22 protein-coding genes are annotated in these 23,123 nt (G+C 62.2%); 5 read left to right on the forward strand and 17 right to left on the reverse strand.

Features of this window, described 5'->3' with window-relative positions:
* Positions 1–17: 17 nt before the first annotated feature.
* Complete coding sequence (locus tag AC1DD7_RS17015) at positions 18–749, reverse strand: CoA transferase subunit A (protein ID WP_477515907.1); 732 nt, start codon at positions 747–749, stop codon at positions 18–20.
* Between the two features lie 174 nt (positions 750–923).
* On the opposite strand from AC1DD7_RS17015, the gene AC1DD7_RS17020 reads away from it, so the two are divergent.
* A complete protein-coding gene (locus tag AC1DD7_RS17020; protein ID WP_477515908.1) occupies positions 924–1,709 on the forward strand; it encodes an IclR family transcriptional regulator in 786 nt (261 codons plus the stop codon).
* Positions 1,710–1,775: 66 nt separating this feature from the next.
* Here AC1DD7_RS17020 and AC1DD7_RS17025 read toward each other — a convergent pair whose 3' ends face one another.
* Positions 1,776–2,348, reverse strand: coding sequence for a GNAT family N-acetyltransferase (locus AC1DD7_RS17025; RefSeq protein ID WP_477515909.1), 573 nt, complete (start codon positions 2,346–2,348; stop codon positions 1,776–1,778).
* Between the two features lie 209 nt (positions 2,349–2,557).
* Here AC1DD7_RS17025 and AC1DD7_RS17030 point away from each other — a divergent pair, with 209 nt between their 5' ends.
* A complete protein-coding gene (locus AC1DD7_RS17030) occupies positions 2,558–2,932 on the forward strand; it encodes a VOC family protein (RefSeq protein ID WP_477515910.1) in 375 nt (124 codons plus the stop codon).
* Positions 2,933–3,017: 85 nt separating this feature from the next.
* Here the strand turns inward: AC1DD7_RS17030 and AC1DD7_RS17035 are convergent, their stop codons facing one another.
* A complete protein-coding gene (locus tag AC1DD7_RS17035; protein ID WP_477515911.1) occupies positions 3,018–4,718 on the reverse strand; it encodes a cytochrome c biogenesis protein DipZ in 1,701 nt (566 codons plus the stop codon).
* A 245-nt stretch (positions 4,719–4,963) separates the two neighbouring features.
* Between AC1DD7_RS17035 and AC1DD7_RS17040 the strand changes: the two genes are divergently transcribed.
* On the forward strand, positions 4,964–5,650 hold the full coding sequence (locus AC1DD7_RS17040) for a fasciclin domain-containing protein (protein WP_477515912.1): 687 nt from the start codon (positions 4,964–4,966) through the stop codon (positions 5,648–5,650).
* Positions 5,651–5,741: 91 nt separating this feature from the next.
* On the opposite strand, the gene AC1DD7_RS17045 is transcribed toward AC1DD7_RS17040, so the two are convergent.
* The 14 genes from AC1DD7_RS17045 to purU all read right to left on the reverse strand — a co-directional run bounded on the left by AC1DD7_RS17045 (position 5,742) and on the right by purU (position 21,762).
* Positions 5,742–5,927, reverse strand: coding sequence for a hypothetical protein (locus AC1DD7_RS17045; protein WP_477515913.1), 186 nt, complete (start codon positions 5,925–5,927; stop codon positions 5,742–5,744).
* An 11-nt stretch (positions 5,928–5,938) separates the two neighbouring features.
* Positions 5,939–7,960: a BCCT family transporter gene (locus AC1DD7_RS17050; RefSeq protein WP_477515914.1), complete on the reverse strand. Its 2,022-nt coding sequence runs from the start codon at positions 7,958–7,960 to the stop codon at positions 5,939–5,941.
* Between the two features lie 37 nt (positions 7,961–7,997).
* Positions 7,998–8,135 (reverse strand): hypothetical protein, encoded by a 138-nt coding sequence (locus tag AC1DD7_RS17055; protein ID WP_431117777.1) that lies wholly within the window; start codon positions 8,133–8,135, stop codon positions 7,998–8,000.
* Between the two features lie 298 nt (positions 8,136–8,433).
* Complete coding sequence (locus AC1DD7_RS17060; RefSeq protein ID WP_224095032.1) at positions 8,434–9,240, reverse strand: IclR family transcriptional regulator; 807 nt, start codon at positions 9,238–9,240, stop codon at positions 8,434–8,436.
* A gap of 128 nt (positions 9,241–9,368) precedes the next feature.
* Positions 9,369–10,250 carry a formate dehydrogenase accessory sulfurtransferase FdhD gene (gene fdhD / locus AC1DD7_RS17065; RefSeq protein WP_477515915.1) on the reverse strand — a complete coding sequence of 294 codons (882 nt, stop codon included), beginning with the start codon at positions 10,248–10,250 and terminating at the stop codon, positions 9,369–9,371.
* Complete coding sequence (locus AC1DD7_RS17070; RefSeq protein WP_477515916.1) at positions 10,238–11,575, reverse strand: molybdopterin molybdotransferase MoeA; 1,338 nt, start codon at positions 11,573–11,575, stop codon at positions 10,238–10,240. Before AC1DD7_RS17070 ends, fdhD begins: the two co-directional genes overlap by 13 nt.
* A 28-nt stretch (positions 11,576–11,603) precedes the next feature.
* Complete coding sequence (fdhA, locus tag AC1DD7_RS17075; protein WP_431117782.1) at positions 11,604–12,821, reverse strand: formaldehyde dehydrogenase, glutathione-independent; 1,218 nt, start codon at positions 12,819–12,821, stop codon at positions 11,604–11,606.
* Positions 12,822–12,984: 163 nt separating this feature from the next.
* Positions 12,985–13,407, reverse strand: coding sequence for a GlcG/HbpS family heme-binding protein (locus tag AC1DD7_RS17080; RefSeq protein ID WP_431117784.1), 423 nt, complete (start codon positions 13,405–13,407; stop codon positions 12,985–12,987).
* 143 nt (positions 13,408–13,550) lie between these two features.
* Positions 13,551–15,869: an FdhF/YdeP family oxidoreductase gene (locus AC1DD7_RS17085; protein WP_477515917.1), complete on the reverse strand. Its 2,319-nt coding sequence runs from the start codon at positions 15,867–15,869 to the stop codon at positions 13,551–13,553.
* The gene (locus tag AC1DD7_RS17090) at positions 15,824–16,663 is read right to left on the reverse strand and encodes a methylenetetrahydrofolate reductase (protein WP_477515918.1); all 840 of its coding nucleotides are present in this window, start codon (positions 16,661–16,663) and stop codon (positions 15,824–15,826) included. Before AC1DD7_RS17090 ends, AC1DD7_RS17085 begins: the two co-directional genes overlap by 46 nt.
* Before the next feature lie 2 nt (positions 16,664–16,665).
* The gene (locus AC1DD7_RS17095; protein WP_216922231.1) at positions 16,666–17,556 is read right to left on the reverse strand and encodes a bifunctional 5,10-methylenetetrahydrofolate dehydrogenase/5,10-methenyltetrahydrofolate cyclohydrolase; all 891 of its coding nucleotides are present in this window, start codon (positions 17,554–17,556) and stop codon (positions 16,666–16,668) included.
* On the reverse strand, positions 17,553–18,179 hold the full coding sequence (locus tag AC1DD7_RS17100) for a cyclodeaminase/cyclohydrolase family protein (RefSeq protein ID WP_377652555.1): 627 nt from the start codon (positions 18,177–18,179) through the stop codon (positions 17,553–17,555). Before AC1DD7_RS17100 ends, AC1DD7_RS17095 begins: the two co-directional genes overlap by 4 nt.
* A gap of 125 nt (positions 18,180–18,304) precedes the next feature.
* Positions 18,305–20,797, reverse strand: coding sequence for a GcvT family protein (locus AC1DD7_RS17105; RefSeq protein WP_477515919.1), 2,493 nt, complete (start codon positions 20,795–20,797; stop codon positions 18,305–18,307).
* 50 nt (positions 20,798–20,847) lie between these two features.
* Positions 20,848–21,762, reverse strand: a complete 915-nt coding sequence (gene purU, locus AC1DD7_RS17110; protein WP_477515920.1) for a formyltetrahydrofolate deformylase — start codon at positions 21,760–21,762, stop codon at positions 20,848–20,850.
* A 120-nt stretch (positions 21,763–21,882) separates the two neighbouring features.
* Between purU and AC1DD7_RS17115 the strand changes: the two genes are divergently transcribed.
* Positions 21,883–22,563 carry a GntR family transcriptional regulator gene (locus tag AC1DD7_RS17115; protein ID WP_431117792.1) on the forward strand — a complete coding sequence of 227 codons (681 nt, stop codon included), beginning with the start codon at positions 21,883–21,885 and terminating at the stop codon, positions 22,561–22,563.
* Positions 22,564–22,758: 195 nt separating this feature from the next.
* A partial coding sequence (locus tag AC1DD7_RS17120) for a beta/alpha barrel domain-containing protein (RefSeq protein WP_477515925.1) occupies positions 22,759–23,123 on the forward strand: 365 nt, incomplete at its 3' end.

Raw genomic sequence — 23,123 nt, forward strand, 5'->3', positions numbered from 1 at the left:
CCTTGTTTAGGTAAGTGTTAGACGGCCAGCGCTTCGATGTGCTGTGCTCCAGGTCGCTGCCGGACTGTGCGCTGTTCGATGTCCTTAACCCGTGCACTGGCCTGCACCAGCCTCTGGACGTAGACGCCCGGAGTGACAATGTGATTGGGGTCGAGCTCGCCGGGCTGCACAATGACCTCCGCCTCAGCGATGGTGACGGCGCCGGCTGTTGCCACCACCGGGTTGAAGTTCCTGGCCGTGTAGCGGTAGATCAGGTTTCCGTCCGTGTCCGCGGTGTGGGCGTGGACAAGCGCGACGTCGGCGGTGATGGCGCGCTCGCGGACGTAAGTCACGCCGTCGAACTCTTCCAACGGCTTGCCTTCGGCCACCAGCGTGCCCACACCGGTCCGTGTATAGAAGGCGGGGATGCCGGCGCCACCGGCGCGGAGGCGTTCCGCGAGGGTGCCTTGCGGAGTGAATTCGACGTCGAGTTTGCCGGCCAGGTACTGCTCGGCAAACAGCTTGTTCTCGCCAACGTACGACGCGATGACTTTCCTGACTTGGCCCGACTCGATCAGCACGCCGAGCCCCTTGCCGTCCACGCCCATGTTGTTGGAGACGATGGTGAGGTCCTTGGCGCCGGACTCCCGGACGGCATCGATCAGGTCGGCCGGGATGCCACTCAGGCCAAAACCCCCGACGGCGATGGTCAGGCCGTCTGCCATCAAGTCCTGGAGCGCTTGGGTTGCGCTGGCGTGCATCTTCGACATTGGAACTCCTCTTTGAGTCTTTCTGGTGTTATCCACGTTGTGGACTGAGTGACCTGTAGAGGAGCCTAGGTTTGATCGCTGCTACGGTCAACGGCCCCAGCGCTTGGATACTCACTGTGTGGACTGTAGGCTCAATGCTGTCCATATTGTGGATGAAATCTTCGAGGAGGCTTTGTGCCGGAACAGAAATCCACACAAAATCCGGTGCAGGGGGCCCAGGTTGTGGGCCGTGTTGCCCTGCTGCTGAGGCTGGTTGGGCGCAAACCCGAGGGGACGTCGTTGGCTGGATTGGTTCGGGAGTCGGGGCTGACACGGCCGACCGTGCACCGGCTGTTGACGTCCCTGGCTGCGGAGGGTTTGCTGGAACACGATTCAGCTGCGGGGAAGTGGGTTCTTGGGCCCGAAATCTTCCTCCTTGGATCGGTAGCGGCGGCACGCTTCCCCATGGAGGACGTTGCCCGGCCCAGCCTGCGCCGCCTCGCCGCCGAGACTGGCGAGAGCGCGTTCTTCTCCATCCGACGCGGCAACGAAACAGTTTGCGTGTTGCGAGAGGAGGGATCGTTCCCGGTGAGGTCCTTCGTGCTGCATGAAGGCGTACGTTTTCCGTTGGGAGTTGCGTCAGCAGGAACGGCCATCATGGCCTTCCTGCCCGCCGATGAGCAGGAAACCCTGCTGGAGGACTGGCCGGCACACGCTGGCGACTTTGCCGTGGGGCATCCAGCTGACGTGGTTCGGGACAACCTTGAGCGCACCCGGCTGACGGGCTACTCGGTGAACCCGGGGCTGATCCTTGAAGGAAGTTGGGGGATGGGCGCGGCCGTTTTCGACCAACAGGGGCGGCCGGCATGGGCTCTTTCCTTGACGGGGATCGAACCCCGGTTCCGTCCTGACCGACAGGAATTCCTCGGCAAATTGCTGCTCGAGGAAGCTCACCGAATGACAGCGAAACTGCAAGGCTGACCCAAGTAAGGGACGGCACCTGCTCCAATGAGGGCCCAGTGGAACGTTTGCTGTCCCCCAGTTGGGTTAGCGCAGGTCCAGCCGCATCAGCACTCTCGGGAAGCCGTTGAGGACGGACGTCGTTTCGGCGACCTTGGTGAAGCCTGCTTTCTCGAAGAGCCTGCGGGTCCCCACGTACGCCATGGTCAGGTCCACTTTGTTGCCTTTGTTGTCCACGGGGTAGCCCTCAATGGCTGGCGCGCCATACCTTCGGGCCATGTCGATCGCACCCTCCAATAGATGATGCGAAATGCCCTTGCCGCGATGCCCGGGCCGCACCCTGATGCACCAGACAGACCACACGTCGGCGTCGTCCACGTGGGGGATCTTTCGGTTGGTTGCAAAGCTGGTGTCGGCCCGGGGGTGGACGGCGGCCCACCCAACTACTTCGCCGCCGTCGTACGCGAGAACGCCTGGCGGCGGATCCTCCGCAACCAACTTTTCCACGAACTTTCCCCGCTCCTCCCGCTGGAGCTCAAGGTTCTGCTTCGAGGGAATCCGGTAACTCAGGCACCAGCACACGTTAGCGTCCGGACGTTTGGGGCCGACGATGGTTTTCACATCCTCGAACACTGTGGCCGGGCGAACCTCGATTCCCATGCCGCCCATCCTGTCACCGCCGCCCAACTCTTCGCTAGACTGGCGGACGTGATGACCGGATCGGGCACCTGCCCTGCACGGATTGGCTACCCGGCCGAGCTCTGACGCGTGCCAGCGCTGGGACGTGTGCTGGCGCTGCCCGCGCTCCTCCCCGTGGATTGATGACCCTAAAACCCATCGAACGAAATCCACACACCAAGGAGTCATGCATGCCCGCACTTTTCAACCACACCATCATCGCGTCCACCGATCGCGTCGTCTCCGCCGAGTTCTACCGGTCCATCCTCGAAGCGAACGAAGCTCCAAGTTGGGGGCCCTTCACCAACCTGACCTTGGCTGGCGGCGTCATGCTCCAATTCGCCGAACCCCCGGTCGAGATCCAGATGCAGCACTACGCCTTCCTGGTAGACGACCAGCATTTTGACCGCGCCTATCAGCGCCTGGTGAGTGCCGGCGTCGAGCATTGGGCGGATCCGCAGATGACCCGTCCTGGCGAGACCAATACGGAGCACGGTGGCCGGGGTGTCTACTTCAAGGACCCCTCGGGCCACGCGCTGGAGCTGATCACGAAGCCTTATTTCTAAGGATGAAGCGGAAGCTGGATAGGGGGCCGCGGCGTGGAGGGCATCGCGAAGCGGGCACGGCCCCCTATCCAGCTTCCAGCGCCCCCTATCCGAACGTGAAGGAGTACGCCTGGATGCCCTGCGGGACCTTGACCTCGAGCTTGCCCTCGCGGATTCCGAGGTCGTCCACGATCTGATAGAGCGTCGGCGTCCCTGAGACCGCTACGGACGTGGTCTTGCCATCCCGGACAACGTCGATCATGCCCTCACCACTGACCACGATGTACACCTGCTTGGCGTGGTAGCTCAGGACAACAGAAGAGCCGGCGCCGGCAGGTGTGATGGACTGCGTTCCGAGATCCCACGAACCCTGCAAGGAAAAGCTGTCATCGGGCTGATTCCCCGGCATTGAATACAGTCCCACCCCGGCTTTATAGGGTTCCTTGCCCGCATAGTTGACCTTCTTGGTGGTGCCCAAATACGTTTCCGCAGTGGTGGCACCTGCTACCGGGCCGTCGTCGGACGCTTCGATGGGAGCCGGCAGCGCCGCTGAAGGGTTGGCCTCTTGCAGGAGTTCGCGGATCAGCTTCTCCGTGGTCTGGTAGCCGCCCTCGCCGAACTTGATGTGCCGGACTGTTCCCTCGGAATCGATCAGGTAGTGGGCCGGCCAGTAACGGTTGCGGTAATTGGTCCACGTGGAGAGGGTGTTGTCGATGGCCACGGGGTAGGTGATGCCAAGGTCCTGCGCGCCGGACATGACGTTGCGGGTCTCTTTCTCGAATGCGTACTCGGGGGAGTGGATGCCGATGATTTCCAGGCCGGAGTCCTTGTACTTGCTGTACCAATCGGTGAGGTGCGGAACGGAGCGCTGGCAGTTGATGCAGGAGTAGGCCCAGAAATCCACCAGGACCACCTTGCCCTTGAGGTCCTTCAAGTTCACGGCCTGGCCGCCAGGGGTGTTGAACCATTCCTGGATACCCTTGATATCCGGCGCTGTGCCGCACGATTCCAGCTCGGCGGCACCGTTGCTGCACTTGTCCAGTTCGCGGTTTTGGTCATTTACAAGTCCACCAAGATCCAGGGCCTTCTTCACGGCCTCGTTGTCCTGGACCTGTTCCTGGAGTGTGGAGGTGTAGTCGGGCACGAGTTTCTGCAGCAGCTGGGGAAGGTTGAACACCAACCCGATTGCCAGGGCGATCATCATGATGCCACCGGCTATGCGGATCTTGCGCTGGTTCTTGCGAAACGCCTTGACCCGCTCTGCGACGCGGCGCCCGGCCAGCGCGAACACCAGCAGCGGAACGGCTGCTCCCACGGCAAACGTCAGCGTGAGGACTATGGTTTCGGGGCCCACCTGCCCGGTGGCACCGGCCACGGCGATGGCGGCAAGCACTGGTCCTGCACAGGGGACATAGACGACGCCGAGCGCCAGTCCCAGCACCAGCCCGCCATTTTCGGTTCCGACTTTTCGCTGCGGGATCCAGGAGAACGGCTTCTCCAGGATGTGCTGAAAACGATCGAAAATCAGGCCGCAACCAATCAGCACCAGCACCACCAGCCCGATCCATCGAAGCAGGTCCTGGGGCAGGTTCACCAAGGTCAGCAGGAACGAGCCAACCAGCGTGAAGGTGCTGAAGCTGATCACCAGGCCCAGGATCACCAGGTACGGACGCCAGCTGGTTACAGCATCTTTGCGCGCACCCTGTACACCTCCGGAAAGAAAGATGACGGGCAGGACGGGCAGGATGCAGGGCGAGATACCTGTAATCAGCCCACCCAGCAGGCCGATAAGTGCTAATTGCAGCATTGCGTCTCCCAACGTTCGCCGGACCGGCCGTGAAGGGTGCCGGCTCCGGATATCTGTAGGCAGTTCGGAGCCGAAGCCGCGATGGCTTGGTTTAAAAACTTTTTCAATCCGCACCCATCCAGCCCGGTGCGACCTCCGAATAGCTGGTGAGGCACAAACCGCCGGCGACGCAGATGCAGCGCCCGGGAGCCAGTGCCCACACCCAATGGACCCAATGCTCTGGTTCCACGAACAAGGAGAATGACATGTTGTCCACAAAGCGCCCCGCCCTCGCCTTCGTTGGCCTCACTGCAGCCGCCCTTCTCGGACTCACGGCTTGTGGTGGTTCAAGCAGCTCCAGCACACCGTCGTCATCGGCGTCGTCCTCCCCTGCACCGGAGATGACGTCCGCGGCACCGTCGCCGTCGGCTTCTGCCATGACCAACGCCGCCATGGATCCCGCGCGTGATCTTGTTGGCCCCGGCTGTGCCGGTTACGCGGCCCAGGTTCCGGATGGTGCCGGTTCGGTAGTGGGAATGGCCCAGGACCCGGTTGCCGTTGCAGCGTCGAACAACCCGCTCCTCAAGACTTTGACTGCCGCCGTTTCAGGCAAGCTCAACCCGAAAGTGGATTTGGTCTCCACCCTCAACGGCAGCGAATTCACAGTCTTTGCACCTGTTGACGATGCTTTCGCCAAGATCGACCCCGCAACCATTGAGACGCTGAAGACGGACGATGCCCTGCTAAGCAAGATCCTCACCTACCACGTAGTCCCAGGCCAGTTGAGCCCTGACCAGGTGGTGGGAACGCACAAGACGGTCCAGGGTGGCGAAGTGACCGTTGGCGGTAGCAAAGATGCACTCACCGTTGATGGCGCCAACGTGATTTGTGGTGGCGTTCACACGGCAAACGCAACGGTCTACCTGATCGACTCCGTGCTGATGCCCAAGTAACCTGACAGTCCGCAAACAAAAACCAGTCCGAAAACAAAAAGGCAGGCGCCGGAATGAATCCGGCGCCTGCTTTTGGATTGGAAATGAATGGTTAGCGCTTGCCTAAATCGCTATCGACGTAGGAGCCCTGGACCGTGGCGGTGGTTCCACACGTGCAACCACCGTCAACCTGGAGCTTGACCGTTACGGGTTTCGTTGCGTCCAAGGTGAAGCTCACGGTGTCCCCGGAATCGGTGGAGACACGGAGAGTGCTTTCTTGTTCATGGGTTTGAGTCATGGCGGGATACCTTACTTGTCGGTCGGGTCGGTGCGGGGAGACTCAACCCTGGGGATGCTTCCGGTCGGAGTTCCGCCGGGACAGTCGGAATCCGGGCAGTCCTCCGCGCACTCGTGCCTGGTCACCAAATCGAATTGAACGCCCCGATGTTGTTCCACGCCCGTACGAATCGCGCGTTCAACAACGGATGTCGCCAAGCGCTTACGCAGTGACAACGGATCACGGCGCAGGTCCTTCGTCAGGGCGAAACAGAGCAGCAGCATGACGATGACGAAGGGCAGCGCGGCAACAATCGTGACTCTTTGGAGCCCGGCCAAAGCCTCGGATGGTTCATCGCCGCCGGCCAGGAGCATAACCGCTGCTACTGCACCGGTGAGGCTTCCCCAGAAGATGACTACTCCGCGCCGGGGGTGTTCGGCTCCGTTGGAGCTGAGCGATCCCATGACGATGGAGGCCGCGTCGGCACCAGTGATGAAGAAGATTGCCACCAGCACCATGGCCAGCACGATGACTGCTGCCGTGGCCCAGCCGGGCATGCCAAGGTTCTTGACGAGATCGAAGAGTGCGCCGTCGAAATTGACGGAGGGCACGCCGTTGGTCATGGTCACCAAACCAGGTGTGCCGGCCTTGTCAGCTTCCTGCTGGACGTGGAACGCAGCTCCACCGAAGATACCGAACCAGATAACGCTGACGATGCTTGGCACCAGCAGAACGCCGGTGACGAACTGGCGGATGGTACGGCCGCGGCTGATGCGTGCAATGAACATGCCGACGAAGGGCGTCCAGGAGATCCACCAGGCCCAGTAGAAAATGGTCCAACTGGTCATCCAACTACGCAGTGCATCATCGCCGACCGCTTCGGTCCGGGACGACATTTCTGCCAGATCCCTGGCGTAATCGCCGATTGCGGAGGGGATCAGGTTGAGGATGAACAGGGTGGGGCCGGCAACAAACACGATGAGTGCCAGGACGACTGCCAGCACCATGTTGATGTTGGAAAGCCACTGGATGCCGCGGCTGATGCCGGAGACTGCTGAAGCGACGAAGCAGAAGGTGAGGATGGCTACGATCACCACGAGTACCGGGGTGCCGATCTCGCCCACCCAGCCGTTGGAGGTCATGCCGCTGCCGATCTGAAGGGCACCGAGGCCCAAGGAAGCGGCGGTTCCGAACAGGGTGGCAAAGATGGCCAGGATGTTGATGAATTTCCCGAGCGGGCCTTCCACCATCCTGATGCCGAACAGCGATGTGAACGCTGCGGACACCAGCTGCCTGCGGCCCAAACGGTAGGTGCCGTACGCCATGGCAATGCCAACTACTGCGTACATGGCCCACGGGTGCAGGGTCCAGTGGAAGATCGAGGTGGCCATCGCAGTCTGGATGGCAGCAGGAGTGCGGCCGTCCACAGTGCCCGGTGGTGGCGAGATGTAGTGGTAGAGCGGTTCAGCCACGCCATAGAACATGAGCCCGATGCCCATGCCGGCGGCGAACATCATCGCTACCCAGGAGACAGTACGGAATTCCGGCTTCTCGCCGTCCTTGCCCAGTGGGATGTTGCCGAACTTGCCCAGGGCGAGCCAGAGGACGAAGACGACGAACAAGGAGGCAAGAACCATGAAGAGCCAGCCGGTGTATTCCATGACCCAGTTCAGGGCGCCTTTGGAAGTTTCAGAGAGGCTGTCCCGGCCGACGAAGCCCCAGATCACGAAGGCGACGGCGATGGCGCCCGTGATTCCGAAGGTGACTTTGTCCAGCGTAAGTTTGCGGTTCCGGCGGGCACTAACGGCCTGCTCGGTCTTGGCGTGGCGCAGTTCTTCCAGGATCTGTGCGTATTCCTCAGTATCCGGCAGTGTTTCTGCGCCTCCGTCCTCATCGTCGAGGACTGCGGGGTTGGTTTCGTCCGGGGAGACGCTGATGACGTCCCCAGAGTTCTCCGGGCGGTTCGTTTTACGTGATGAAGGAGTGTCAGCCAGGCTATCGTTGGCGGGCACTTCCTCGGGAGTTAAGGGCTTTAAATCACTATTTATAGCCATGAGCGGGTCCTTTGCTCGGCGAGTCATGGGCTTGGGTTTATACATGGCCCTGAAGGGTGGGAACGGAGGGAAGGTTGGGGGCTTCGTCCGATTCGATGACCATGATTGTTGGAGCAGTATCGAGCCGTAGCGCCTCCCCGGGAGCGAGTTCACTGGTGGGGCAGGCCTTGCGCATGTTGCACCTCTTTTGTCGGGGAATGGGGTTTCTTGTCGCTTTGGCTGAATCGCCTTCAAACGTTTCGCAAGGATCAACAGTTCTCGCGCTAAGCAACAGAGTGCGCCCCGTCACAGGTCAATGTCAAGGTGTTTCTTTTCCATTTCCCGGACCTTGACAGTCCTGCGGAGATGCCACAGCCAGTTGCGCATCGTGGTTACTGTTGCGTAACAAGCGACAATAACGGCGAAAAATGGCCACGTTGATGACAGGTACTTAAAGCGTGGATAAGGTGGTCGGTTCAGGCTGCGCCAACGGCCTAGCGGCGTCGGTAGCCCATCTTGGCGCTGATCGTGAAGCCAGCCTCACGAAGGGCGTCTATGAGCCCTGGGTGCTCCTCCGGGGCAAAGCGGAAGGCAGGGCCGGAGATACTCACTGCAGCGATGACATTGCCCATGTGGTTAAAAATAGGCACGGCTACCGCCGTCAGGCCGATCTCGAACTCTTCATGGACTACTGCGTAGCCATTCCGTGCGACGTCGAGCAACTGCTTCTCCAGCTCCGCGCGGTTAGTGATGGTGCGGGGGGTGCGGGCAGGCAGTCCGACTGTCTTGAGGACCTGGTTACGCTCATCAGCCGTCAGCGCGGCCAAGAGCACTTTGCCGCTGGACGTGGCATGCAGCGGTGTCAGGCTGCCTACCCAGTCGTAGGTGGCAAGCGTTGAGGGGCCCATGGCCTGATCCACGTTGACTGCATAGTTGGATCGAAGCACGGCAAGGTTGACCGTTTCCTTGTACTCACCCGCGAGTGCTTCCAGTACTTCCCTGGCTTCGTGCACGACGCTCAGCCTGCCGGGGATGGAGGTTGCCAGCCTGAGGATTCCGAAGCCCAGCTGGTACTTGCCCCTCTCGCTGTTCTGCCGGACAAGCTCGCGGTTAACCAGCGAGCCCACAAGCCTGGACACGGTGGATTTATGGACGCCCATCTCGTCAGCGATTTCACTGACGCCCGCGTCGCCTTCGCGCGCAAGGATCTCCAGGATTTGCAGCGCGCGGTCCACTGATTGGACGCCGCCGCCTTGGGCGTCTGCGTCCTTCTCGATGTCCGGATTGTTGCGTGGGGCCATGATGCCTCGTGTCGTTGTCCCAAGCAGGTGGCCGGGGCTGTAACGCCCTGCCCGGCCTGCTCCTCGTCTTTCCTCATCCTAGTCCGACACGGACACGGGCCATGCACATAAACCCGCAGAACGGGCGGTCAGAGCCCTGCGAAGGCCTCCTCACGTGCCGCTTTGCGGGGGCGGACCAGTCTGTCACGTCCGGCGTAGACGTTGAGGCTGTGACCGCGGCTGAATCCGACCAGGGTCACACCGGTCTCAGTGGCGAGGTCGGCGGCGAGGCTGGAGGGCGCGCTCACGGCGGACAGGACGGGGATGCCGGCGAGGGCGGCCTTCTGGACCAGCTCGAACGATGCCCGCCCTGAAACCTGCAGGACCAAGCCCGTCAGGGGCAGCAGATCCTGGCGCAGTGCCCAGCCCACCACTTTGTCCACGGCATTGTGGCGACCCACGTCCTCCCGCAAACAGAGGAGCTCGGGGGTGGCGCCGTCCACCCTGAAGAGCCCGGCGGCATGGACGCCACCGGTTCTGTCGAACACCGCCTGGGCTTCCCGGAGGCGTTCGGGCAGTTCGGCCAGGATGTCAACGGGAACCCGCAGTCCGTCCTGGGAGGGGTCGAAGTGGAGTGTCTTGCGGACGGCCTCGATGGAGTCTGTTCCACAGATGCCGCACGAGCTGGAGGTGTAGACGTGGCGCATGGTGTCCGGCATTTGTACGTCGGAGCGAAGCTGGGCCTCCACCACATTGAACGTCTGCGTCCCGTCCTTCTCGCCGGCGCAAAAACGCAGGGAGATCAGCTCGGATTGGCTGCAGATGATGCCCTCGGAAACCAGGAACCCGGCCACCAGGTCAAAGTCGTCTCCCGGAGTCCTCATCGTTACGGCGAAGGAGCGGCCGCCGATCCTGATTTCCAGGGGCTCCTCGGCGGCCAGGACGTCCTCCTTGAACCGCACCGGATATTCGGTACCTGTCCCGTCGAGATGGAAGCGGTGGATCTTCCGGCGCTGTGTCATCCGTGCCATGGTGCGTACCTTCCTGGCTGGTGTGGGAAATCGATGGTTGCTTGCGCCTGTGACCAGGCGCTTGACCAGACACTTGTCCAGGGCAGCGGCATGACGGGGACGGGTTCGCCTGCTTCCACTCCGCCAGGGGGAACGGCCATGAAGCCGTCGGCCCAAGCCAGGCCACGCATCATGCCGGGGCCTGTGTGTGAAGCAGGGAAAGCGAGGCCGTGGACAAAGGTGCAGGGAATGAGTTGTGTCCGGCCGGGGCCCGGATCGACGTCCGCCCCGGACATGAGGTGGCCAGCTGTCTGGAAAGGCCGGTTTTGGAGGGCAGCGAGCAGTGGTTCGCCGATGGTCATCAGGGCCATCATGGCGGCCAGGGGATTGCCTGGGAGGCCGATGATGAAGCGGCCGTCGGGAAGTTCAGCCAGTACAGCAGGATGACCGGGGCGCATAGCGACGCCGTCCAGCAGCAGGCGCCCACCGAGCGCGGCCACTGCAGCGCGGAAGTGGTCAGTTCCGGATTTGCCGGTGCCACCGGTGGTGATCGTGACATCTGTGTTTTCACCTCCGGGCGGGCCGCTCCGCGGCGGGGCGTCAAGTGCCGACAGCCACTCTTCGTATGAGTCGCCGATCCGTTGCTGGCCGCCGGGAATTCCGCCCAGCTGGGAAATCACTGCGCCGAGTTGCGGGCCGAAGGTGTCTCGCACCTGCCCCGCTGCTGGCAGACCCGAGGTCACCACCTCGGAGCCAGTAAGTACGACGGCGACCCGCGGCTTGCGTTGTACCTGCAGTTCGTCGTGGCCTGCAACGGCAGCAAGGGCAATGTGGGCAGGATTAAGGAGTGTGCCGGCGGGTACGAGGACGTCGCTGGCACGGGCTTCTTCCCCGGCTGGCCGTATGTGCCGGCCGGGGAGCGTCTCGCCGGGCTTCGCATCTGGTCTCAGTGAGAGCTGCAGCCCGTATCCGGCGTCGAGGACGTGTCCGCTCTCTTTCCGAAGTACCGCCTCGGCACCTTCCGGAACCAGGCCACCGGTGGCAATGACGCTGGCTTGCCCCGGTGATAGCGGCAGCCCCGCCGTCGTGATCTCCCACGGTCCTCTGCCATGAATGGCCCAGCCATCCATGGCAGAGGACGCGTAGTGCGGAAGGTCCTGCTGCGCCGTCACTTCAGTGGTCAGCAGGTATCCGATCGCGTCAGCCAGTGGCACAGACGCTGACGCAAGCGGAACAGCGCAATCGAAGGCCATCTGCCGGGCTTCAGACCACGTTGGGGCAGGCATCCGCTCGCAGGGCACATGGGATGTTGGCGACGTGCCGCGGATGATTTCCTGTGCGAGCATGGATGCCCCCTTCCTGGTGTTTTGCGTACTAAGCCTTCACGTAACCGTTCGGGTTCAGTACGAACTTTGTTGCCGCTCCGGCGTCGAACTCCGCGTAGCCGCGGGGTGCGTCCTCAAGGGGGATGGCTTGGGCATTGACTGCCTTGGCGATCTGGACCTTGTCGTGGAGGATGGCCATCATCAATTGACGGTTGTACTTCATCACCGGGCACTGGCCCGTAGTGAAGGACAAGGACTTTGCCCAGCCGGTGCCCAGCGAGAGCGAGAGGGAGCCGTGCTTGGCTGCTTCATCGATTCCGCCCGGATCGCCGGTGACGTAGAGGCCCGGGATGCCCAGGGAACCGCCGGCGGCGGTGATGTCCATGAGGGAGTTCAGCACGGTGGCTGGAGCCTCGTGCGAGGCGTCCCGTCCGTGGCCGCGGGCTTCGAAGCCAACGGCGTCCACGCCGCAATCCACTTCCGGCACTCCGAGGATCTGCAGGATCTGCTCCTTCGGGTCGCCGTTGGAGACGTTGACGGTTTCGCAGCCGAATGAGCGCGCCTGTGCCAGCCGGTCTTCGTTCATGTCGCCCACAATCACGACGGCGGCGCCAAGCAACTGGGCGCCGACCGCGGCAGCCAGACCCACGGGGCCGGCACCGGCGACGTACACCGTGGACCCTACGCCCACGCCGGCCGTAACGGCGCCGTGGAAGCCGGTGGGGAAGATGTCCGAGAGCATGGTCAGGTCCATGATCTTTTCCAGGGCCTGGTCGCGGTCCGGGAAGCGCAGCAGGTTCCAGTCTGCGTAGGGAACCAGCACGTACTCGGCCTGTCCGCCTACCCAGCCGCCCATATCCACATAGCCGTAAGCGCTGCCCGGGCGGTCAGGGTTGACGTTCAGGCAGATACCGGTCTTTTGCTCTTTGCAGTTCCGGCAACGGCCACAGGAAATGTTGAACGGCACCGAGACGATGTCGCCCACCTTGATGAACTCGACGTCGGGACCCACCTCCACCACTTCGCCGGTGATTTCGTGGCCGAGGACCAGATCCTGCGGGGCTGTGGTGCGGCCACGGACCATGTGCTGATCGGAACCGCAGATGTTGGTCGTTACAGTGCGGAGGATCGCGCCATGCGGTACCTTCCGGCCGACGTTGGCCGGGTTGACGCCCGGTCCGTCCTTGAGTTCGAACGTCGGGTAGTCAGTGTTGATGATTTCGACGACACCGGGTTCCTTGTAGGCGACTGCTCGGTTTCCAGACATGGACACTCCTCCTGGGGCGGGTTGTGGTACGGAAATTGGATCTGCCCAATTGCCCGAGAGCGGTGCTTCGATGAGGAAATACCTCCCCAGGTTTCAGGCCACCGAAGCACCATTCACGGACAATTGGACAGTTTTGCCTAATATTTCTGGCTAATGTTCTTGGCTAAAGCCCAGCCGCGCCCTGGAGCTGGACTGCTGCTCCTGCGGATGCGACCGTGTGGTCGTTCTCCACGGTGCTGCCGCTGACGCCGATCGCACCGATCACAGTGCCGTCCTCCCCGCGCAGGGGGATGCCTCCCGGGAAGGTGATGAGTCCTCCGTTGGACACCTCGATGTTGTAGAGCGGTCCTCCAGGCTGCGAAAGCTCGCCGATTGCCCCCGTTGGCATGTCGAAGAAACGGGCGGTGCGTGCTTTCTTGATGGAAATGTCGATGCTGCCCAGCCACGCCCCGTCCATGCGGGTGAAGGCCTTGAGGTTGCCACCGGCATCCACCACGGCGATGTTCATGTCGGTTCCGGTTTCACGGGCGGCGTCGCGGGCTGCGACAAGTACGGCATCTGCTTGGACTTGGGTGATGTCAGACATTGTTTCTCCATTGATAGATGTCTTCTTGACGAGATGGCCCTTGGACGGGTTTGGAAGTCCTTGGCCATCTGATATCTCTGCGCTACTAGGAAAGATATATCAGTCACATACTATGGCACGCATCACACTGTGTCCAGAGCCTTTCAAGCCCGTTCGAGGCGGACTATGACGGACTTGGACGTCGGCGTCCCACTGGTATCGGCAACAGAGTCCAGCGGTACAAGGACGTTTGTTTCCGGGTAGTAGGCAGCGGCGCACCCCTTGGGAGTGGAGTACGAAACGATGCGGAAGTCTTCTGCCCGGCGCTCGGTTCCCTGGAATTCTGAAATCAGGTGGACCATTTCACCATCAGCAAAGCCCAGCTCGGCGATATCGGACTCGTTAATGAGGACCACCCGTCGCCCACCGTGGATGCCGCGGTAGCGATCGTCCTTGCCGTAGATGGTGGTGTTGTACTGGTCGTGTGACCGCAGCGTTTGGAGCACCAGCCGGCCGGGCGGGACCTTGATGTATTCAAGCTCGTTGCCCGTGAAGTGTGCTTTGCCTGACGCCGTGTCGAACTTCCTGGCATCGCGCGGCGGGTGCGGCAGCACGAAGCCGCCCGGATGCTGGATCCGCTCTTCAAAGTTCTCGAAGCCATCGAAAACGGCCTCGATGTGTTTGCGGATCAGCGAGTAGTCATCACGCATGGACAACCACGCGGCCTTGGGGACGTTGGGCAGGCGCACGTCGCCATCAGTGAAGAGCCGGTGGGCAAGATTGCAGACAATGGCAACTTCCGAGTGGAGGTGCTCGCTCGCGGGCTTGAGGCGTCCACGGGATGCATGGACCGCGCTCATGGAATCTTCCACTGTGACCCTCTGGTCACCGGTCCGCTGGGTGTCTTTCTCCGTGCGTCCGAGTGTTGGGAGAATCAACGCCCTACGACCCGTGGACAGATGCGAATGGTTCAGCTTGGTGGAGATCTGGACGCTCAATCCTGTGTTGGCCAGCGCTTGTTCCGTGACCTCCGAGTCAGGGGCGGCACGAACAAAGTTTCCACCCATCCCCATGAAGAAGCGGACCTTTCCGTCCCGCATGGCGCGGATGGCGGCAACAGTGTCATAGCCGTGCTCCCGTGGTGAGAGGAATGCGAACTCGTTGTCCAGCCGGTCGTGGAATTTCTCCGGCATCTTCTCGAAGATGCCCATGGTGCGGTCGCCCTGGACGTTTGAGTGGCCGCGCACCGGGCAGACTCCTGCGCCGGGCTTGCCGATGTTCCCTTGAAGCAGCAGGACGTTAACCACGTCGCGGAGGGTGGGTACCGAATGTTTGTGCTGGGTCAATCCCATGGCCCAGCACACGATGGTGGCGTTCGAGGCCAGGAGCCGTTCGCCTGTGGAGTGGATCTGCTCCAGGGTGAGGCCTGTTGCTTCCACGATGTCGTCCCACTCCACCTTTTCCAGGAATCGCAGGTATTCGTCGATGCCCACCGTGTGGTCCTCGATGAACCTGTGGTCCAGGACGGTTTCCAGGCCCGGGGTCTTGCGACCCGCGGCTTCGGCCTCCACAAGGTATTTGCCCAGGCCCTGGAAGAGGGCCTGATCGCCGCCGGCACGGATCTGCAGGAAGTCGTCCGTCAGTTGGGTCCCTTGAATCATGCCGGCAACATGCTGCGGATTTTCAAAGTGCAGGAGTCCGGCTTCGGGAAGGGGATTGACGGACACGATGACCGCGCCGTTCTTCTTGGCCTTCTCCAGGGCGCTGAGCATGCGGGGGTGGTTGGTACCTGGATTCTGCCCGGCTACGAAGATCAGTGAAGCCGTCTCCAAGTCGGTCAGGCTTACGGACCCTTTGCCGATGCCGATGGTTTCCACCAGCGCGGAGCCCGAGGACTCGTGGCACATGTTGGAGCAGTCCGGAAGGTTGTTGGTGCCAAGGCCGCGGACCAGGAGCTGGTAAACGAAGGCAGCCTCGTTGGAGGTTCGGCCGGAGGTATAGAAGACGGCCTGATCGGGGTGGTCCATGCCCCGGAGCTCCTGCGCCATGAGGTCATAGGCCTTGTCCCATTCGATGGGCGTGTAGTGGGTAGCGCCTTCATCGAGGAACATCGGGTGGGTCAACCGGCCCTGCTGGCCCAGCCAGTAGTCATCTCGGGTCTTCAAATCAGCTACGGAGTACTGGGCAAAGAACTCAGGCGTGACACGTCGCCGGGTAGCTTCCTCGGCTACCGCCTTGGCCCCGTTCTCGCAGAACTCTGCTGCATTGCGCTTCTCGTGTTCCGGCCACGCGCAGCCCATGCAGTCGAATCCATCGATCTGGTTCACTGCCAGCAGCGTTTGCACGCTTCGCACCGCGCCCATTTGTTCCAGGGAGATCTTCAATGCGTTGGCAACGGCTGGAATGCCGACAGCCTTTGTCTTGGGTTTGGTGACGGTCAGCTTTGACTCGTCGATGTTTTCACGGGGGGCTTTGGAAGCCATGCGATCTTCCCTTCAAATCTGGGTAGGCGGCTGAGGTCGTTGAAGCTGTAGACGTGGATGCCGGCAAACAGCGGATGGCCGTCGAGGGCCTGATGAACGTCCCGGATCAGGCCGGAGCTGTCATAGCGCATGACATCACCACCGCGCAGGAGTGCCTTGGCCATTCCTGTGCCGCGGGCCAGCTTGAGTGAGCGTCCCACACCCAATCGTGCACCCATGGCAAGTAGTTTCTGCATGGACACCGGCCCGGGAACGCCCACCCACACGGGAAGCCGGGACCCGGCCCGGTGCAGTTCCTGCAGGTATGAGCTGATGGATTCCGCCGAGAAGCACATTTGCGTGACCATGGACGACGCCATGGGTGACTTGCCGGCCAGGGCGCTCCGCAACTGTTCTGCGCTTAGTTGTGGGTGGCCTTCCGGGTAGCCGGCGATGCCAAGGGAGAAGTCTTCCGAGAAAGCCTTGATGTCTTCCATCAGCTGGCCGCTCCAGGAATACGGGCCGGCAGGCACACTGCGGTCCCCGGCAATGAGGAAGAGCTCCCGGACGCCCTCATCGCGCAATTGATGAAGGAACAGGTGCAGCTCTGCCTGGCTGGCGATGCTCCGCGCTGCCAGGTGCGGGACCACGTGGTAGCCCAGCCGGGCAAGCTCAATCGACGCAGCGACCGTCCTGGCCGGACCGTGGTGCGGCAGGCAGGTCACGCTGACCATCCCCGGCGCCTCATAAGCGGGAGGCAGTTGCCGGGCAAGGTCAGCGGAGGGACTAACCTCCAGGCGGATCGGCGTTTCCATGGCTAGCCAGCAGTTCCCGAAACCAGTGCCGGCTTCTCCAGAAGCCGTGCTTGTGCCCGGGCCGCTTCAGCGGTGTGGAGGAGCAGCAGCGCCGTGGTGACTGAACCCACCCCGCCGGGCACCGGCGTCAGGGCGGCCGCCACTCCGGTGACACTGGCCTCGTCCACGTCTCCCACCAGGGAACCGTCGGGAAGGACGTTCGTACCGACGTCGATCACTACAGACGCCGGGGAAACGTGGCTGCCTGTCAGCAGTCCGGTCCGCCCAGCGGCAACAACCACGACGTCGGCGGGCCGGGTATAGCGCTCAAGCGCCCCTGATTTGGAGTGGCAGATGGTGACCGTGGCGTCCTTTTCGAGCAGCAGCAGGGACAGCGGCTTTCCTACCACAGCGGAACGCCCGACGACGGCGACGTTGCGTCCTGCGAGCGGAACCTGGAAATGCTCAAGGAGTTCCACCACGGCCTGTGCGGTTGCAGGGGCGAATGCGGGCTGACCCACAGCGAGGCGGCCAAGGCTGAGCGGGTTGGCGCCGTCAATGTCCTTTTCCGGAGCGATAAGCCCCACGAGCCCGTCCGTTCGAACGCCCGCGGGCAGCGGAGTTTGAAGAATAATGCCGTTGACGGTTGGCTCCGCACTGAGGTCCTTCAACACACTCGCCAGTACCTGTTCCGTGGCATCATGCCCAAGGTCCAGGATCCGGCAGCCTATTCCGGCGCGCTCCGCGGCGCGCTCAATGGACCGGACGTACCAGTGCGTGGACTCGTCGTCGGTTGCCACCACCACGGCTAAGGAAGGGCGCTGGCCCTCATATTCAAGGAGGCGGGCCTCATCCTGCGCACGCTGCTGGATGAGGGCGGCCAACCCCTTTCCGGAAAGCACTTCAGTACTCACGCGAGGATCCTTTCGCGGACGCGCTTGACCAGGGAATCAGCTGCGAGGACCACCTTTTCCTCAAGGCCGTCGGTCTGTTCTGCCAAGCGCGAGCGGGCGTCGCCATCTTTGATGGCCACTACGTTGATGTCGATGTTGACACGGGCGGTTGTGGCGGCTGCACGGGCAGCGTCGGCTGCTGCCGCGACGTCGCTGATGACATTGGGGTTGGCCATGTCAAAGAGTTCCGTGGCGAGTTCCACCACCTCACCGGCAAGCTTGATCAGCTGAGCAGGTGTGTGGGCTGCCTGGACCAGTGCATCCTGGATGCCGGCAGCGCGCATGGCCTTGAGTTCCTCGGTCCCGGATGGGAGTTTGTACGAATCAATAACTCGTTGGAAGGCGTGCTCATCGGCGTCTGCGAGGCGGAGCGCTTCAACAATCAAATGGTCCGCAGCGCTGGTGATGCGGGCAACGGGTTCTGCGTGCTGCGCATACTTTTCACCCGTGGTGTACCTGGCCACCATGGCCACCAAGGCGGCGCCCTGGGCAGCGTGAAGGGCGGCGGCGGCACCTCCGCCGGGTGTGGGCTGCCGTGAAGCGAGCCTGGCAAGGTAGTCGTTGATGGTTTCTGAACTGATCATGTGTCTTCCTGGGCTGGTTGACGAAGTAAGGCGGGGCTGAGGTTGAACGGGGTAAGACAGCGGCCCGGACCCCGTTGCGAGGGGATGAGTCCGGGCCGCTGGCCTATTAAAGCGTCCGTCAGGCCTTAGCCGCGGAGCCTGCTCATGGTGGGGTCGTACAGCGGGTCCTGGGTGACTGTCGCCTGGATGCGGCGTCCGAAGTATTCGATCTCCACGGAATCACCAATCGAAACAGCGGCAGGAAGGTACGCGTAGGCAATGGGCTTCTTCACCGAGTAGCCGTAAGCGGCGCTGGTGACGTAGCCAACTGCCTGGTCCTTGTAGAACACAGGTTCCTTGCCCAGCACCAGGCTGCGGCCGTCGTCGACCGTCAAGCAGCGCAAGCGCCGAGCGGAGCTTTCCTCGGTGCGTCCCTCAAGGGCGGCCTTGCCGACGAAGTTCTCCTTGGTCATCTTTACGGCGAAACCGAGGCCTGCTTCGAAGGGGTCGTGCTCCGTGGTCATATCGGTGCCCCATGAGCGGTAGCCCTTTTCCAGGCGCAGCGAGCTGAAGGCGGCGCGCCCGGCAGCGATGACGCCGAACGGCTGGCCGGCCTTCCACAGTGCATCCCACAAACGCTGTCCATTGTCGGCGCTCGTGTAGAGCTCCCAGCCGAGTTCGCCCACGTAGGACAGCCGCATTGCGGTGACGGTGACGCCGCCGATGGTGACCTTCTTGGAACGGAAGTACTTCAGGCCGTCGTTGGAGAAGTCGTCGTTGCTGACCGTACTGATGAGGTCACGGGCAAGCGGACCCCACAAGCCGATGCAGCAGGTGCCACCCGTGGTGTCGCGGACCTGCACCCAGTCGCTGGCCGTACCGTTTTCCGTCTGGTGGCGGGCGGCACGCTCGAAGTAGGCGGTGTCAATGTTGCCGTTGGCGCCCAGCTGGAACGTGTCCTCGCTGAGGCGGGCAACGGTAATGTCGCTTCGGATTCCACCAGCGTGGTCCAGCAGGAGGGTGTACGTTACGGCGCCCGGCTTCTTGGCCAGGTCTCCCGTGGTGAGTTCCTGCAGCAGTTTCAGGGCGCCCGGGCCGCTGACTTCAAGGCGCTTGAGCGGCGTCATGTCGTACATCGCCACGGCCGTGCGCGTCTTCCACGCCTCGGCGGCAGCAATCGGTGAGCTGAACATACCGGACCAGGCGTCACGTGCCGGAGGCTGCCAGTCGTCCGGCATTTCCTTCAGCAGTTCCGCGTTGGCTTCGAACCAGTAGGGACGTTCCCATCCTGCGCCTTCCAGGAAGTAGCCTCCCAGCTGCTTGTGGCGGGCGTGGAACGGGCTGACGCGAAGGTTGCGGGGGGAGAGCTTGGGCTGGAGCGGGTGCAGGACATCGTAGATTTCCACGAAGTTCTGCTGGGACGTTTCGCTGACATATTCAGGCGTCAGCTGGACCTCTTCGAAGCGGTGGATGTCGCAGTCGCCCAGATCAATTTCAGACTTGCCAGTGGTCAGGAGTTCGGCAACGGCGCGGGCGATGCCGGCAGAGTGGGTGACCCACACGGCTTCGGCCACGAAGAACCCGTCCACTTCCTTGGATTCGCCTACCAGCGAGCCACCGTCAGGGGTGAAGGAGAAGATGCCGTTGAAGCCATCCTCGATTTCGCTTTCCCGCAGTGCCGGCAGGATCTGCTTGGTTGCTTCCCACGCGGGAAGGAAGTCCTCAAGGGTGAAGTCCAAGCGCGAGGGCATGTTGTGTTCGCTGATGCTGCTGGGCTCGTAGCTGCCCAACTCGTCAAGGTCCACGGGCATGGGGCGGTGAGCGTAGGAGCCAATACCGTAGCGCTCGCCGTGCTCGCGGTAGTAGAGGTCCTGGTCCTGGTGGCGCAGGATGGGCAGTTGGGCGCCGTTGGGCAGTTCGTTCTTGCCCTTCTGGGCGGGAACCGGGGTGGTCTTCACGTACTGGTGGGCCAGGGGAAGGAGCGGAACGGACATCCCGATCAACTCGCCCACCTTGGCGCCCCAGAAGCCGGCGCAGGAAACTACGATGTCCGCGGGGATCACGCCGTCGGCGGTCTCGACACCGGTCACGCGGCGGTTTGACTGCTCGATTCCGGTCACCTCGGTGTTGCCGATGTACTTCACGCCGGCGGCTTCGGTGCGCTTGATGAGCAACTGCACGGCGCGGGCTGCAAGTGCCAGGCCATCGGTGGGGACGTGCAGGCCACCCAGGATGTCTTCCTCGTTGATCAGGGGGTAGAGCTCCTTGCATTCCTCGCGGGAGAGGATCTTGCCGTCGATGCCCCACGCCTGTGCGTAGCCGAGCTTGCGCTTAAGGTCAGCCAGGCGGGTCTCGGTAGTGGCAACTTCAAGGCCGCCCACCTGGTTGAAGCAGCTCTGGCCTTCTTCGGTGAGGGAGAGCAGCTTTTCCACCGTGTACTTGGCGAACAGTGCCATGGATTTGGAAGGGTTCGTCTGGAAGACCAGGCCCGGTGCGTGGGACGTGGATCCTCCGGGCATGTTCAGCGGCCCCTGATCCAGGACGGTGATGTTGTTCCAACCGCGGGTGACCAGTTCGTCGGCGAGGTTGGTGCCGACAATCCCAGCGCCGATGATGACAATGCGAGGCGTCGATGTCATGAAAGTTTCTCCTGCTGAAGTTCGTGTGTGTGGACGGTGGGGTGGGTGGCTTACCGGAAGACCACTGTGCTGGTTTGATCCAGCAGCACGCGGTGTTCGCAGTGCCAGCGAACAGCCCGGGACAACGCCAGGGCTTCGGCATCCTGGCCCACTGTTGACAGTGCGTTGGGGCCGTAGCTGTGGTCCACGCGGATGACTTCCTGCTCGATGATCGGGCCCTCGTCGAGGTCCGCGGTCACGTAGTGGGCGGTTGCTCCAACGAGCTTCACGCCGCGGTCATAGGCCTGGTGGTAGGGGCGGGCGCCCTTGAAGCCAGGCAGGAATGAGTGGTGGATGTTGATGGCCCGGCCCTCAAGGGAGCGGCACAGGTTGTCCGAGAGTACCTGCATGTAGCGGGCGAGCACCACCAAGTCAGCCTTGTATTCATCCACGAGTTCCAAGAGCTTTTGCTCCGCCTCGGCCTTGGTGTCAGGGGTGACCGGGATGTGGATGAAGGGCAGTCCGGCTGCCTCGGCCATGGCGCGGTGGGTCTCGTGGTTGGAAACGACAGCTACCAGGTCTCCGCCCAGGCTGCCGCCGCGCCAGCGGAAGATGAGATCGTTGAGGCAGTGTCCAAACTTGGACACCATGACCAGCACGCGCTTCTTGGTCTGGTCATGGAAGCTGAATTTCATGTCGAAGCGGTCAGCGATTGCACTGAACTCTTCCTCCAGCCGGTCCGCCGAGTATTCGGGGGAGCCGGAAAAGGCGGTGCGAAGGTGCAGTGTCTGGCGGATGCCGTCGTCGAACTGCTGGTGTTCGTCAATGTTGAAGCCGCGCTCAAACAGGAAGGTTGTGACCGCCTGCACGATTCCGGCGCGTTCGACGCACGACAATGTGAGTACGAACTTCTGTGCTTGCTCGTCTTTGAGCGTTGCTGGCTGCGCCAGGGTGCTTGTTGGTGAGTCTGTCGCCACGAGGGTCATGTCTCCTCCTTTAGATATATTCTTGGGTCCCGTACTGATATATTAGGATTGGGAATCAGCGTATACTGGTCTCAAGGACAGGTCAATAGGTTTTCGGGAACTGCGGAAAGGGCTGGCACTGTGGCATTTGGAACTCTGGCAATCTCGGACGACACCAGCAGGAAGTCCTTGGCCGACGTCGCGTATGAGCGTTTGCGCGACCGGCTCCTCATGCTGGACATCAAACCCGGGGACCTCCTCAATGATGACCAGTTGGCAAAGGACCTCGGGATCGGCCGCACTCCGGTGCGCGAAGCCCTGAAGCGGCTGGAACTGGACCGCTTGGTGGTCACCTATCCGCGCCGCGGAACATTTGCCACCCGCGTTGACGTGACGGACCTGGCCTTTATTTCAGAGATCCGCACGCAACTGGAGCCGCTGGCCGCAGCACGCGCGGCACGCGTGGCTTCCGCCGCTACAAGGGAGCACCTGCGGGACGTCATGAAGGCCGTGGAGGCCTTTGACGTGGCCGGCGCCTCGGTTGTGGAGACCCTGCGCCTGGATGCCAGCGTCCATCAGGGCATCTATGCTGCCGCCGCAAATCCTCATCTCGAGGATGTCCTGATCCGCTATGACAACCTGGCAACCCGAATTTGGTGCATGGTCCTGGATCGGCTGCCGGACCTTGAGCATCACGTGCGCGAACACCTGGACCTCCTGCGCGCGGTCATTGATGGTGATGAGGAAAAAGCGGCGGAGTTGGCAAAGGACCACGTCACAGGCTTTGAGCACGCCGTCCGCACCGCACTCTTCGCTGCATAGGAACTGCCTCGCGGGATTCCGGGATTGACTCCCCGCTTCGGCGATTGCATACTGAACTCTAACTAATATATCACCCGGATATCAGGCGTCTCCTGGCTCTTAGCCCGGCGTGCAGTACCGGGCGCTTGTGATGAAATCGCAGGCTTCAGTCCCTTGGAGTATCACGTGACCTTTGCACCACGCCCTTTCGAACACATCACGCTTACTGGCTCCGGCCGCGTTAAGCGGGGCATGGCGGAGATGCTCAAGGGCGGCGTCATCATGGACGTCGTCAACGTCGAGCAGGCCCGCATCGCCGAGGACGCCGGTGCCGTCGCCGTCATGGCGCTCGAGCGCGTACCCGCCGATATCCGCGCCCAGGGTGGCGTGTCCCGCATGTCAGATCCCGACATGATCGATCAGATCATCGCTGCCGTGTCCATCCCGGTCATGGCCAAGGCCCGCATCGGCCACTTCGTCGAAGCCCAGGTCCTGCAGTCCCTCGGTGTGGACTACATCGACGAGTCCGAGGTCCTGACCCCGGCCGACTACGTGAACCACATCGACAAGTGGAACTTCAC

The organism is Paenarthrobacter sp. 10L412, assembly GCF_056395565.1.